We start from the raw sequence: 13,674 nt of genomic DNA on the forward strand, positions 1-13,674 counted from the left end.
GCAGCGCTAGTGCGTCGTCGATGGCGCGCACTATACGGAGCGTCTTTTTAACTGTAAACCCCTGACATCGAAAAAACCTGGAAAATTTTACCAGTGGCATTTAATTCAGCTGTTGGGTGTCGATAAAGGGCTTTAGAAGGGCTGTCATAGCTTGAAATTTCCCGTTTCATTACGCCTATGCCAAACTAACCCGCATATAGACAAGGTGAAAACTCTCTAATGGCCGATTGGCAGTCCCTCGATCCCGAGGCCGCTCGTGAAGCGGAAAAATATGAAAACCCTATTCCTAGCCGCGAACTGATCCTTCAGCACCTTGCTGATCGGGGTTCGCCTGCTAACCGCGAACAGCTGGTGGAAGAGTTTGGTCTGACCACAGAAGACCAGATCGAAGCCCTGCGTCGCCGCCTGCGCGCCATGGAGCGCGACGCTCAACTCATCTATACCCGTCGCGGCACGTATGCGCCGGTGGACAAGCTCGACCTGATCCTGGGCCGCATCAGCGGTCACCGTGACGGCTTCGGCTTCCTGGTCCCGGATGACGGCAGTGACGATCTGTTCATGAGCCCGGCGCAAATGCGTCTGGTGTTCGATGGCGACCGTGCCCTGGCTCGTGTTTCCGGCCTGGACCGTCGTGGTCGCCGCGAAGGCATGATCGTCGAAGTGGTCTCTCGTGCCCACGAGACCATCGTCGGTCGCTACTTCGAAGAAGGCGGTATCGGTTTCGTTGTCGCGGATAATCCGAAGATCCAGCAAGAAGTACTGGTCACCCCGGGTCGCAACGCCAACGCGCAGGTCGGCCAATTCGTCGAAGTGAAGATCACTCACTGGCCGACGCCACGCTTCCAGCCGCAAGGCGACGTGGTCGAAGTCGTGGGTAACTACATGGCGCCGGGCATGGAAATCGATGTTGCCCTGCGCACCTACGACATTCCGCACGTCTGGCCTGAAGCGGTCTTGAAAGAAGCCGCCAAGCTCAAGCCTGAAGTCGAAGAGAAAGACAAAGAGAAGCGCATCGACCTTCGCCATCTGCCGTTCGTGACCATCGATGGCGAAGATGCGCGCGACTTCGATGACGCGGTCTACTGCGAAGCCAAGCCGGGCAAACTTCGCCTGTTCTCTGGCGGCTGGAAGTTGTACGTGGCGATTGCCGACGTTTCCAGCTATGTGAAGATCGGCTCGGCTCTGGACAATGAGTCCCAGGTCCGTGGTAACTCCGTGTATTTCCCCGAGCGCGTCGTGCCGATGCTGCCTGAGCAGCTGTCCAACGGCCTGTGCTCGCTGAATCCACACGTCGATCGCTTGGCCATGGTTTGCGAGATGACCATCTCCAAATCCGGCGAGATGACCGACTACTGCTTCTATGAAGCGGTGATTCACTCCCATGCTCGCCTGACCTACAACAAAGTCAGCGCGATGCTGGAAACGCCGAAACTCACCGAGGCGCGTCAGCTTCGCGGCGAGTACACCGACGTTCTGCCGCACCTCAAGCAACTTTACGCGCTGTACAAGGTGCTGCTGGCTGCTCGTCACGTGCGTGGCGCGATCGATTTCGAAACGCAGGAAACCCGCATCATCTTCGGGACCGAGCGCAAGATTGCCGAAATCCGTCCAACCGTTCGCAACGACGCGCACAAGCTGATCGAGGAATGCATGCTGGCGGCCAACGTGGCCACTGCCGAATTCCTGAAAAAGCACGAAATTCCTGCGCTGTATCGCGTCCACGATGGCCCGCCACCGGAGCGCCTGGAAAAACTGCGCGCCTTCCTCGGAGAGCTCGGCCTGTCCCTGCACAAAGGCAAGGACGGCCCGTCGCCGAAGGATTACCAGGCATTGCTGGCGAGCATCAAGGACCGTCCGGACTTCCACCTGATCCAGACCGTCATGCTGCGCTCGCTGAGCCAGGCGGTGTATAGCGCTGATAACCAGGGCCACTTCGGCCTGAATTACGAAGCCTATACCCACTTCACCTCGCCGATTCGTCGCTACCCGGACTTGCTCACGCACCGGGCGATCCGTAGCGTCATCCATTCCAAGCAGGACACGCCGCACGTTCGCCGTGCCGGCGCGATGACCATCCCGAAAGCGCGTATCTATCCGTACGACGAAGCGGCGCTGGAGCAGCTCGGCGAGCAGTGCTCGATGAGCGAGCGTCGTGCCGACGAGGCGACCCGCGACGTCGTGAACTGGCTCAAGTGCGAGTTCATGAAAGACCGCGTGGGCGAATCGTTCCCGGGTGTGATTACCGCCGTGACCGGTTTTGGCCTGTTCGTCGAGCTGACAGACATTTATGTCGAAGGCTTGGTGCATGTCACCGCGTTGCCGGGCGATTACTACCACTTCGATCCAGTGCATCACCGCTTGGCCGGTGAACGTACCGGTCGCAGCTTCCGTCTTGGCGATACTGTTGAAGTTCGCGTCATGCGCGTTGACCTCGACGAGCGCAAGATTGATTTCGAGATGGCCGAAAAAACCATCAGCGCGCCGATTGGTCGCAAAAAGCGCGGGACTGAAGCCACTGCGCCTGCTGCTAAAACCGCAGCTGCAGCAGAACCGGCGCCGGCTAAAACCGGTCGTCGTCCTGCCAAGGAAAAGGCTGTCGAAGCCTATCGCCCAAGCGATGCCGCGGCAAAAAACGCCGAGCTGCGCAAAAGCCGTGAAATGAAGCAGGCGTTGCTGTCTGAAGCGAAAAGCGGCGGTAAAGCGGCGTCTGGGGGAAAGACCGGACGGTCGGCGCCTGACAAGGCCCCCGGCGGCAAGCCAGCGAAACCGAGCAAACACCGTAAAGGCCCGCCAAAAGCGGGTTCCGCTCCAGCTGCCAAAAGCGGCGGGGCGCGTAAACCTAAGGCCAAGTCATGAGCAATTTGGAAAAAATCTACGGCGTACACGCGGTAGAGGCGTTGCTGCGGCACCACCCGAAGCGCGTCAAGCAGATCTGGCTGGCGGAAGGTCGCAGTGATCCGCGCGTTCAAACGTTGATCGCGCTTGCTGCCGAAAATCGTGTGGCCGTCGGCAATGCCGAGCGTCGTGAGCTGGATGCCTGGGTGGAAGGCGTGCACCAGGGCGTGGTGGCGGACGTCAGTCCGAGCCAGGTCTGGGGCGAAGCCATGCTCGACGAGTTGCTCGATCGCACCGAAGGCGCACCGTTGCTGTTGGTGCTCGACGGCGTGACTGATCCGCACAACCTTGGCGCTTGCCTGCGTTCGGCCGATGCGGCCGGTGCGCTGGCGGTGATCGTGCCAAAGGACAAGTCAGCCACCCTGACCCCGACGGTGCGAAAAGTGGCTTGTGGCGCAGCGGAAGTGATTCCGTTGGTCGCGGTGACCAACCTGGCGCGCACCCTTGAAAAGCTCAAGCAGCGCGGCTTGTGGGTCGTCGGTACGGCGGGCGAGGCTGAGCAAAGCCTGTATCAGCAAGACATGACCGGCCCGACCATCCTGATCATGGGCGCCGAAGGCAGCGGCATGCGTCGCCTGACGCGCGATCTGTGCGACTACCTGGTGCACCTGCCGATGACCGGTAGCGTCAGTAGTCTCAACGTTTCCGTGGCGACGGGTGTGTGCCTGTTCGAGGCTCAGCGCCAGCGCAGCGTCAAAGCCGCCACAGCCGGCAAAAAGTCCTGACACAACCCCTGTAGGAGCTGCCGAGTGAAACGAGGCTGCGATCTTTTGATTTTTCAAGATCAAAAGATCGCAGCCTTCGGCAGCTCCTACAGGTGTTTGGCGTGATTGTTCAAATAATCACCAATTGCCTTGCACCTCTCCTGTCCCTTCTCTACAATTGCGCCCCTTGCTGTGACGGCAGGCACGCATGTGTCTATCGCAGGCAAGTCCATAAGTGTCATTCACTCCTTGTCTGACCGCTTTTGAGCGGCAGGCTACAACCCGTAAGGAGCATTCATGCGTCATTACGAAATCATCTTTTTGGTCCACCCGGATCAAAGCGAGCAAGTCGGCGGCATGGTAGAGCGTTACACCAAGCTGATCGAAGAAGACGGCGGCAAAATCCACCGTCTGGAAGATTGGGGCCGTCGTCAACTGGCCTACGCAATCAACAATGTTCACAAGGCTCACTACGTGATGCTGAACGTTGAGTGCACTGGCAAGGCCCTGGCCGAGCTGGAAGACAACTTCCGCTACAACGATGCAGTGATCCGTAACCTGGTCATCCGTCGCGAAGAAGCCGTTACCGGCCAATCCGAGATGCTCAAGGCTGAAGAAAACCGCAGTGAGCGCCGTGAGCGTCGCGACCGTCCTGAGCACGAAGGCGCTGAAAGCGCTGATAGTGATGACAGCGACAACAGCGATAACGCTGACGAGTAATCCACGGACCTTTTGAGGAGCCTATTACATGGCACGTTTCTTCCGTCGTCGTAAATTCTGCCGCTTCACCGCTGAAGACGTGAAAGAGATCGATTACAAAGATCTCAACACTCTGAAAGCCTACGTATCCGAGACCGGCAAAATCGTTCCAAGCCGTATCACCGGTACCAAAGCACGTTATCAGCGTCAGCTGGCCACCGCTATCAAGCGCGCCCGCTTCCTGGCCCTGCTGGCCTACACCGACAGCCACGGCCGCTGAGACCGGGCAGTCGACACGTAGCAAAGGATTGAATGCATGCGCGCCATAGCTGAGTTCATCATGCGAGGCCGTATGCAGGCCACTCTCGTAGTGGCTGGATGCGTAACGTTGCCGTTGTTGTATTGGTTGGGTGCTGCCGCAGGATGCCTTGTGCTTCTGCGGCGCGGATTGAAGGACGCCCTGGGCGTTCTTGCCCTGGGACTGCTGCCGGCATTGATCTGGTGGCTTTACGCCGATGACCCACGCGCACTTCTGGTGCTGCTGGGGTCTTGGAGCCTTGCGTTGGTTTTGCGCGCAAGCGAGTCCTGGAACCGCGTGCTGCTGGTCAGCATAGCGATGGGAGTGGTGTTTTCAGTGGTGCTGGGGATGGCTTTTGGTCCCCAAATCGAGATGCTGGCGCAGGCTTTGATAAAAGTCATGCCGTCGCTCCTCGGTGATGTCTACGAGAAGTTGTCGGTAGACGAGCAAGCGCATTTTGCGTCTCTGATTGCACCGGTCCTGACCGGCCTGATTGCGGCCTTGTTACAAATCGTCAGTGTGCTGAGCCTGCTTGTCGGGCGCTACTGGCAGGCGTTGTTGTACAACCCGGGTGGTTTTGGTCGCGAGTTTCGCGCCATCCGATTCCCGCTGGGGCTGGCGATGTTACTGCTGGCGTTCATGCTTCTGGGGCCGAATATCGGTCCGCAGATGGCCATGTTGACGCCGTTGTGCAGTGTCCCGCTGGTGTTCGCCGGGCTGGCCCTGATTCACGGGCTGGTGGCGCAAAAGCGACTGGCCAGGTTCTGGCTGGTGGGGTTGTACGTCACGCTGTTGCTGTTCATGCAGCTGATCTATCCGTTGCTGGTGGTCTTGGCCATCGTCGACAGCCTGATTGATTTTCGCGGTCGTTCGGCGCCGAAAGACGTCGATAGCGCGAACGGTGAAGGTTAAAAGTTAAGAGGATTTTCACATGCAACTGATCCTTCTGGAAAAAGTCACCAACCTGGGCAACCTGGGTGACAAAGTGAACGTTAAGGCTGGTTACGGTCGTAACTACCTGCTGCCTTACGGCAAAGCTACCGCTGCGACCGCTGCCAACCTGGCTGCGTTCGAAGAGCGTCGCGCTGAGCTGGAAAAAGCCGCAGCAGACCGTAAAACTTCGGCTGAAAGCCGCGCCGCCCAACTGGCTGAGCTGGAAGTGACTATCACTGCCACCGCTGGTGACGAAGGCAAGCTGTTTGGTTCGATCGGTACTCACGACATCGCTGATGCACTGACCGCCTCTGGCGTTGAAGTTGCAAAAAGCGAAGTTCGTCTGCCGAACGGCACCATCCGCAACGTAGGCGAATTCGACGTAGCCGTGCACCTGCACGCCGAAGTTGAAGCCACCGTACGCGTTGTCGTGGTAGCAGCTTAAGCAGCACTTGTCGGCTGGCACCCTCGGGTGCTTGTCGGTAACATCGGGCACGATCCTGTTTACAGGTCGTGCCCTTTGTCTTTCTGCAGTTCCTGTTTTTCACACCCTGCTTTTCTAATATAACCAAGTGGCCATGAACGATATCTCCGCACCCGAGCAATATGACCTGCAAACCGCATCCCTGAAGGTGCCGCCGCATTCCATCGAGGCCGAACAGGCCGTGCTCGGTGGTTTGATGCTGGACAACAACGCCTGGGAACGCGTGCTGGATCAAGTGTCGGACGGTGACTTCTATCGACATGACCACCGTTTGATCTTCCGTGCGATCGCCAAGCTCGCCGACCAGAACTCCCCGATCGACGTTGTGACCCTTGCCGAGCAATTGGACAAGGAAGGTCAGACGTCGCAAGTCGGTGGCCTCGGTTACCTGGGCGAACTGGCGAAAAACACGCCGTCCGTCGCCAACATCAAGGCCTATGCGCAGATCGTCCGTGCGCGGGCAACCCTGCGGCAGTTGATCGGCATCGCCACCGAGATTGCCGACAGCGCCTTCAACCCGGAAGGCCGCTCCGCTGAGGAAATCCTCGACGAAGCTGAACGGCAGATCTTCCAGATCGCCGAGGCCCGTCCGAAAACTGGCGGGCCGGTCAGCGTCAACGACCTGCTGACCAAAGCCATCGACCGCATCGACACCTTGTTCAACACCGACAACGCCATCACCGGCCTGTCCACGGGTTACACCGACCTGGACGGCATGACCAGTGGCTTGCAACCTTCCGACCTGATCATCGTCGCCGGCCGTCCGTCCATGGGTAAAACCACCTTTGCGATGAACCTGGTGGAAAACGCCGTGTTGCGCAGCGACAAGTGCGTCCTGGTCTACTCGCTGGAGATGCCAGGCGAATCGCTGATCATGCGTATGTTGTCGTCCTTGGGCCGGATTGATCAGACCAAGGTCCGGGCCGGTCGCCTGGAAGACGACGATTGGCCGCGCCTGACCTCGGCGGTCAATTTGCTCAACGATCGCAAGCTCTTCATCGACGATACGGCCGGTATCAGCCCGTCGGAAATGCGTGCGCGGACCCGGCGTCTGGTGCGTGAGCACGGCGATGTTGGGCTAATCATGATCGACTACCTGCAATTGATGCAGATCCCGGGTTCTGGCGGCGACAACCGGACCAACGAGATTTCCGAAATCTCCCGTTCCTTGAAGGCCCTGGCCAAGGAATTCAACTGCCCGGTAGTGGCGTTGTCGCAGCTCAACCGTTCCCTGGAGCAGCGACCGAACAAGCGCCCGATCAACTCCGACCTCCGGGAATCCGGAGCGATCGAGCAGGATGCCGACGTGATCATGTTCGTGTACCGGGACGAGGTTTACCACCCGGAAACCGAGCATAAAGGCATTGCCGAGATCATCATCGGCAAGCAGCGGAACGGCCCGATCGGTACGTCACGACTGGCGTTCATTGGTAAGTACACCCGCTTCGAGAACCTCGCGCCGGGCAGCTACAACTTCGACGACGAATAACCTGTGTTGTAGGAGCGAACTTGCTCCGGGCGGCGTTCCGACGAAAAACTCGAGCGCACCGCGTTCGTCCAGGAAGGGCTCGTCATCGTTGGCGTCCTTCGCGAGCAAGCTCGCTCCTACAGGGGTTGTGCGTAATTTCCGACCATAGCCGTCGGAATTGGTTATTTTTTGTGCTATATTCCGCGCCCGCGATTTTTCATCTCAACACCGGTCATCGTCATGCAAACAGCCAAGCCGTTATTTGACTATCCCAAGTACTGGGCCGAATGTTTCGGTCCAGCGCCATTCCTGCCGATGTGCAGGGAGGAGATGGATCAGCTTGGCTGGGATTCCTGCGACATCATCATCGTCACCGGCGATGCGTACGTTGACCATCCGTCGTTCGGCATGGCGATCATCGGCCGGCTGCTGGAGTCCCAGGGCTTCCGCGTCGGGATCATCGCCCAGCCAAACTGGCAGTCCAAAGACGACTTCATGAAGCTCGGCGAGCCGAACCTGTTCTTCGGCGTCGCGGCCGGCAACATGGACTCGATGATCAACCGCTACACCGCCGACAAGAAAATCCGTTCCGACGACGCCTACACCCCCGGGGGCCTGGCGGGCAAACGTCCGGATCGCGCGAGCCTGGTTTACAGCCAGCGCTGCAAGGAAGCCTACAAGAACGTGCCGATCGTCCTCGGTGGCATCGAAGCTTCCCTGCGCCGCATCGCCCATTACGATTACTGGCAGGACCGGGTTCGCAACTCGATCCTGATCGACGCCTGCGCCGACATCCTGCTCTACGGCAACGCCGAGCGTGCGATCGTCGAAGTTGCCCAGCGTCTGTCCTACGGTCACAAGATCGAAGACATCACCGACGTGCGCGGTACCGCGTTCATCCGTCGTGATACGCCCAAAGACTGGTACGAAGTCGATTCCACGCGCATCGACCGTCCGGGCAAGATCGACAAGATCATTAACCCGTACGTGAACACCCAGGACACCCAGGCCTGCGCTATCGAGCAGGAAAAGGGGCCGGCTGAAGACCCGAGCGAAGCCAAGGTCGTGCAGATCCTGGCCAGCCCGAAGATGACGCGCGACAAGACTGTGATTCGTCTGCCGTCGGTTGAAAAAGTCCGTGCCGACGCCGTTCTCTACGCCCACGCCAACCGCGTGCTGCACCTGGAAACCAACCCGGGCAACGCCCGTGCATTGGTGCAGAAGCACGGCGAAGTCGATGTCTGGTTCAACCCGCCGCCGATTCCGATGACCACCGAAGAAATGGACTACGTGTTCGGCATGCCTTACGCACGTATTCCGCACCCGGCGTACGGCAAGGAAAAAATTCCTGCCTACGACATGATCCGCTTCTCGGTGAACATCATGCGTGGCTGCTTCGGCGGCTGCACCTTCTGCTCGATCACCGAGCACGAAGGCCGGATTATCCAGAACCGTTCCGAAGAGTCGATCATTCGCGAAATCGAAGAGATCCGCGACAAGGTGCCAGGCTTCACCGGCGTCATTTCCGACCTCGGCGGCCCGACCGCGAACATGTACCGCATCGCCTGCAAGAGCCCGGAAATCGAATCAGCATGCCGCAAGCCGTCGTGCGTGTTCCCCGGCATCTGCCCGAACTTGAATACCGACCACTCGTCGCTGATCCAGCTGTATCGCAGCGCCCGTGCGTTGCCGGGTGTGAAGAAAATCCTGATCGCTTCCGGCCTGCGCTACGATCTCGCGGTCGAGTCGCCGGAATACGTCAAGGAGCTGGTGACCCACCACGTGGGTGGTTACCTGAAGATCGCCCCGGAACACACCGAGGAAGGTCCGCTTAACCAGATGATGAAACCGGGCATCGGCAGCTATGACAAGTTCAAGCGCATGTTCGAGAAGTACTCCAAGGAAGCCGGGAAAGAGCAGTACCTGATTCCGTACTTCATCGCCGCCCACCCGGGCACCACCGACGAAGACATGATGAACCTGGCGCTGTGGCTCAAGGGCAACGGCTTCCGCGCCGACCAGGTGCAGGCGTTCTATCCGTCGCCGATGGCCACCGCCACCGCGATGTATCACTCGGGCAAGAACCCGCTGCGCAAGGTGACTTACAAGAGTGACGCCGTGACCATCGTCAAGAGCGAGGAGCAGCGTCGCCTGCACAAGGCGTTCTTGCGTTATCACGACCCTAAAGGCTGGCCGATGCTGCGTGAAGCGTTGACCCGCATGGGCCGCGCCGACTTGATCGGGCCGGGCAAGACCCAGTTGATCCCGCTGCATCAGCCGGCGACCGACAGCTACCAGAGCGCCCGTCGCAAGAACTCGACGCCAGCCGGTAGCCACAAAGTGGCCGCTGAGAAGACCACCAAGATCCTGACCCAGCACACCGGCCTGCCACCGCGTGCCAGTGACGGCGGTAATCCTTGGGACAAGCGCGAACAGGCCAAGGCTGCGGCGTTTGCCCGCAATCAGCAAGCGGCCAAGGATCGCAAGGACGCGGCCAAGGGCAAGGGGCCGAAACCGGCACGCAAGCCAGTCGTACCGCGCTAAACCTCGTTTGTGCTGAATAGAACGCCAACCTTCGGGTTGGCGTTTTACGTTGGGGTGGAAGATCAAAAGATCGCAGCCTTCGGCAGCTCCTACAATTGGAATGCGTTCCCATGTAGGCGCTGCCAAAGGCTGCGATCTTTTGATCTGCGCAACATTTGCGTGCAACTGCGCCCAACCAATTTCCCTCATCGCCCGATTTTGGTGCTGTACTGCCTCAAGCAACCGGAGAAAGCGCCAGCGCCGCTGGATGGCATAAGTCTTGCGCGCTTTCCATTACGCTTAGGGCTCGCAGGAGGCACGCCGTGTCGATTCATGTCGCATTGCACCACGTCACGCATTACCGCTACGACCGCGCCGTCGAGCTCGGTCCGCAGATCGTTCGCCTGCGCCCGGCTGCCCACAGCCGCACGCGGATACTGTCCTACGCGCTGAAAGTCTCGCCCGAGCAGCATTTCATCAACTGGCAGCAGGATCCCCAAGGCAATTACCTGGCGCGGTTGGTGTTCCCGGAGAAAACCTCCGAGCTGCGGATTGAAGTCGATCTGCTGGCGGAAATGGCCGTCTTCAATCCGTTCGATTTCTTCCTCGAACCCTATGCCGAAAAAATACCGTTCACCTACGCTGCGGATGAGCGCAAGGAACTGGCGCCGTATCTGGAAACCTTGCCGCTGACGCCGAAGTTCAAGGCCTATCTGGAGGGCATAGACCGTACGCCGCTGCCTAGCGTGGATTTCCTCGTCGCGCTCAACCAGCGTTTGAGCGAAGACATTGGCTACCTGATCCGCATGGAACCGGGTGTGCAAACACCCGAGCACACCCTCGAACAAGCGTCCGGCTCTTGCCGCGACTCGGCATGGTTGCTGGTGCAGCTGTTGCGTAACCTCGGGCTGGCGGCGCGTTTCGTCTCCGGCTATCTGATCCAGCTCACCGCCGACGTCAAGAGTCTCGATGGCCCATCGGGCACGGACGTGGACTTCACCGACCTGCACGCCTGGTGCGAGGTCTATTTGCCCGGCGCCGGCTGGATCGGCCTGGACGCGACCTCAGGGCTGTTTGCCGGTGAAGGACACATTCCTTTGGCATGTAGCCCTGATCCGGGCTCTGCGGCACCGATCAGCGGCTTGGTTGAACCCTGCGAGTGTGAGTTCACCCATGAAATGTCCGTGGAGCGGATTTGGGAGGCGCCGCGCGTCACCAAGCCCTACACCGAAGATCAATGGCTGGCGATTCAGGCATTGGGGCGGCAGATCGACGCTGACCTGCTGGAAGGCGACGTGCGCCTGACCATGGGCGGCGAGCCGACGTTTGTCTCCATCGATGACCCGGACGGCGCCGAATGGAACACTGCTGCGCTCGGCCCGGACAAGCGCCGATTGTCCGCCGAACTGTTCCAGCGCATGCGCAAGCATTACGCGCCGAAAGGGCTGGTGCATTTCGGTCAGGGCAAGTGGTACCCCGGTGAACAGCTGCCGCGCTGGTCGCTGAACTGTTACTGGCGCCGTGACGGTGTGCCGATCTGGCACAACAGCGCGTTGATCGCCGACGAACAGGAAGACTACGGCGCCGATGGCGAACTGGCCGCGCGTTTTCTGTCGAGCGTGGCCGAGCGCCTGAAAATTCCGACACGGTTCGTGTTTCCAGCCTACGAAGACAATTTCTATTACCTCTGGCGCGAGGGGACTTTGCCGCAAAACGTCAGCGCCGAAGACTCACGCCTGGAAGAACCGCTGGAGCGTGCGCGCTTGCGCAAAGTGTTCAGCCAGGGCCTGGATAAAGTCATCGGCCAGGTGCTGCCATTGGCGCGTACCGCCAAAGGTGATCAGTGGCAAAGCGGTCGCTGGTACCTGCGCGACGAGCATTGCCGGCTGGTGCCAGGGGATTCGCCGCTGGGTTATCGCTTGCCGCTCGGCTCACAGCCGTGGGTGAAAGCGGCAGAGTATCCGTTCATCCATCCCAACGATCCGAACCAGGACTTTGCGCCACTTCCGGACACCATGGCGTTGAACAGCCCAGGTGCGCCAGCCGAAGCGGTTGAGCGTGAACCGAAGATCGACGAGTCCGCTGACTGGCTGACGCGCACGGCGTTTTGCGCTGAGGCGCGGGAAGGGCGGTTGTACCTGTTCATGCCGCCGCTGGAACGGGTTGAGGATTATCTGGAGCTGGTCACCGCCATCGAGGCCACGGCTCAGGAACTGCATTGCCCAGTGTTGCTGGAAGGCTATGAACCGCCGAGCGATCCGCGCCTGAGCAACTTCCGCGTCACCCCGGACCCGGGCGTGATCGAAGTCAACGTGCAACCCTCCGCGACGTGGGACGAGTTGGTCGAGCGCACCGAATATCTGTACGAACAAGCACGCCAGACCCGATTGACCACCGAGAAATTCATGATTGATGGCCGCCACACTGGCACCGGCGGCGGTAACCATTTCGTACTGGGGGGCGCGACACCGGCGGACTCACCGTTTCTGCGCCGCCCGGATTTGCTACGCAGCCTGATCAGCTACTGGCATAACCATCCGTCCTTGTCCTACCTGTTTTCCGGATTGTTCATCGGCCCGACCTCCCAGGCACCCCGCGTCGATGAAGCGCGCAACGATGCGCTGTATGAGCTGGAAATCGCTTTCGCCCAGATGCCTGAACCGGGCGAGGAGTGCGCACCGTGGCTGGTGGACCGGCTGTTGCGCAATCTGCTGATCGACGTCACCGGCAACACGCACCGCGCCGAATTCTGCATCGATAAGCTCTATTCTCCGGACGGCGCGACCGGGCGCCTGGGGTTGCTCGAATTGCGCGCCTTTGAAATGCCGCCCCATGCACGCATGAGCCTGGCCCAGCAGTTGTTGCTGCGGGCGCTGGTGGCGCGATTCTGGCGTGAGCCTTACGCGCCGCCGAAACTGGCCCGCTGGGGCACAGAGCTGCACGACCGGTTCCTGTTGCCGCACTTCATTGAACAGGACTTCGCGGATGTCATCGTCGACCTCAATGCCGCCGGTTATCCCGTGCGCGCCGAGTGGTTCGCGGCGCATCTGGAGTTTCGTTTTCCCAAGGTCGGCGACTACGCCGTCAGCGGCATCGAGCTGGAGTTGCGTCAGGCGCTGGAGCCCTGGCATGTGCTGGGCGAGGAAGGCGCGGTCGGCGGCACGGTGCGTTACGTCGATTCATCCCTTGAGCGGTTGCAGGTCAAGCTCAACGGCCTCCCGCCGCAGCGTTATGTGCTGACGTGCAACGGCGTCCCGGTGCCGTTGCAGCCCACCGGGCGCGTCGGTGAATTCGTTGCCGGCGTGCGATTCCGCGCCTGGCAACCGGCCAACTGCCTGCAACCAACGATTCCAGTGCATGCGCCACTGGTGTTCGACCTGCTCGACACCTGGATGCAACGCTCGCTGGGTGGCTGTCAGTACCACGTTGCCCATCCAGGCGGGCGCAATTACGACAGCTTGCCAGTGAACGCCAATGAGGCCGAGAGTCGGCGAATGGCGCGGTTTTTCCGCATCGGACACAGTCCAGGGAAACTTGCTGTACCGATTCTGGAAATTAACGACGAGCTGCCGATGACGCTCGATTTACGACGTTTCTAAACCGTACACGACGCTCGGATTTTTCGTATATCCGGGCGTCATGAGCCTGCGTTAGTCTGACCGTTCTTTGT

The 13,674-nt window shown here is 59.8% G+C and carries 9 protein-coding genes; all 9 read left to right on the plus strand.

The annotated features are described in order from the left end of the window. Positions 1 to 219 precede the first annotated feature (219 nt). The 9 genes from rnr to ACA052_RS02590 all read left to right on the plus strand — a co-directional run bounded on the left by rnr (position 220) and on the right by ACA052_RS02590 (position 13,603). Positions 220 to 2,856 carry a ribonuclease R gene (rnr, locus tag ACA052_RS02550; RefSeq protein WP_497648259.1) on the plus strand — a complete coding sequence of 879 codons (2,637 nt, stop codon included), beginning with the start codon at positions 220 to 222 and terminating at the stop codon, positions 2,854 to 2,856. Beyond that, complete coding sequence (gene rlmB / locus ACA052_RS02555; RefSeq protein WP_497648260.1) at positions 2,853 to 3,620, plus strand: 23S rRNA (guanosine(2251)-2'-O)-methyltransferase RlmB; 768 nt, start codon at positions 2,853 to 2,855, stop codon at positions 3,618 to 3,620. The genes rnr and rlmB overlap by 4 nt, the downstream gene beginning before the upstream one ends. Positions 3,621 to 3,896: 276 nt before the next feature. Next, positions 3,897 to 4,319 carry a 30S ribosomal protein S6 gene (gene rpsF, locus ACA052_RS02560; protein ID WP_003217491.1) on the plus strand — a complete coding sequence of 141 codons (423 nt, stop codon included), beginning with the start codon at positions 3,897 to 3,899 and terminating at the stop codon, positions 4,317 to 4,319. Positions 4,320 to 4,347: 28 nt separating this feature from the next. Further along, entirely contained in the window at positions 4,348 to 4,578 is a 231-nt protein-coding gene (gene rpsR / locus ACA052_RS02565) for a 30S ribosomal protein S18 (protein WP_002551829.1), read from the plus strand. A 36-nt stretch (positions 4,579 to 4,614) separates the two neighbouring features. After that, a complete protein-coding gene (locus ACA052_RS02570; RefSeq protein ID WP_497648261.1) occupies positions 4,615 to 5,508 on the plus strand; it encodes a hypothetical protein in 894 nt (297 codons plus the stop codon). Positions 5,509 to 5,527: 19 nt separating this feature from the next. After that, on the plus strand, positions 5,528 to 5,974 hold the full coding sequence (rplI, locus tag ACA052_RS02575; protein WP_003197251.1) for a 50S ribosomal protein L9: 447 nt from the start codon (positions 5,528 to 5,530) through the stop codon (positions 5,972 to 5,974). Positions 5,975 to 6,107: 133 nt separating this feature from the next. Continuing rightward, positions 6,108 to 7,502: a replicative DNA helicase gene (gene dnaB, locus ACA052_RS02580; protein ID WP_497648262.1), complete on the plus strand. Its 1,395-nt coding sequence runs from the start codon at positions 6,108 to 6,110 to the stop codon at positions 7,500 to 7,502. Between the two features lie 219 nt (positions 7,503 to 7,721). Then, on the plus strand, positions 7,722 to 10,025 hold the full coding sequence (locus ACA052_RS02585; protein WP_497648263.1) for a YgiQ family radical SAM protein: 2,304 nt from the start codon (positions 7,722 to 7,724) through the stop codon (positions 10,023 to 10,025). A gap of 302 nt (positions 10,026 to 10,327) precedes the next feature. Then, on the plus strand, positions 10,328 to 13,603 hold the full coding sequence (locus ACA052_RS02590; RefSeq protein ID WP_497648264.1) for a transglutaminase family protein: 3,276 nt from the start codon (positions 10,328 to 10,330) through the stop codon (positions 13,601 to 13,603). The last annotated feature ends 71 nt before the right edge of the window (positions 13,604 to 13,674 follow it).

The sequence above is a fragment of the Pseudomonas sp. LBUM1644 genome (genome assembly GCF_059716195.1).

What these genes read in the sequence shown, in the direction of transcription:
- rnr (WP_497648259.1), top strand. Translation starts at nt 220, where the DNA reads ATGGCCGATTGGCAGTCCCTCGATCCCGAGGCCGCTCGTGAAGCGGAA.
- rlmB (WP_497648260.1), top strand. Translation starts at nt 2,853, where the DNA reads ATGAGCAATTTGGAAAAAATCTACGGCGTACACGCGGTAGAGGCGTTG.
- rpsF (WP_003217491.1), top strand. Translation starts at nt 3,897, where the DNA reads ATGCGTCATTACGAAATCATCTTTTTGGTCCACCCGGATCAAAGCGAG.
- rpsR (WP_002551829.1), top strand. Translation starts at nt 4,348, where the DNA reads ATGGCACGTTTCTTCCGTCGTCGTAAATTCTGCCGCTTCACCGCTGAA.
- ACA052_RS02570 (WP_497648261.1), top strand. Translation starts at nt 4,615, where the DNA reads ATGCGCGCCATAGCTGAGTTCATCATGCGAGGCCGTATGCAGGCCACT.
- rplI (WP_003197251.1), top strand. Translation starts at nt 5,528, where the DNA reads ATGCAACTGATCCTTCTGGAAAAAGTCACCAACCTGGGCAACCTGGGT.
- dnaB (WP_497648262.1), top strand. Translation starts at nt 6,108, where the DNA reads ATGAACGATATCTCCGCACCCGAGCAATATGACCTGCAAACCGCATCC.
- ACA052_RS02585 (WP_497648263.1), top strand. Translation starts at nt 7,722, where the DNA reads ATGCAAACAGCCAAGCCGTTATTTGACTATCCCAAGTACTGGGCCGAA.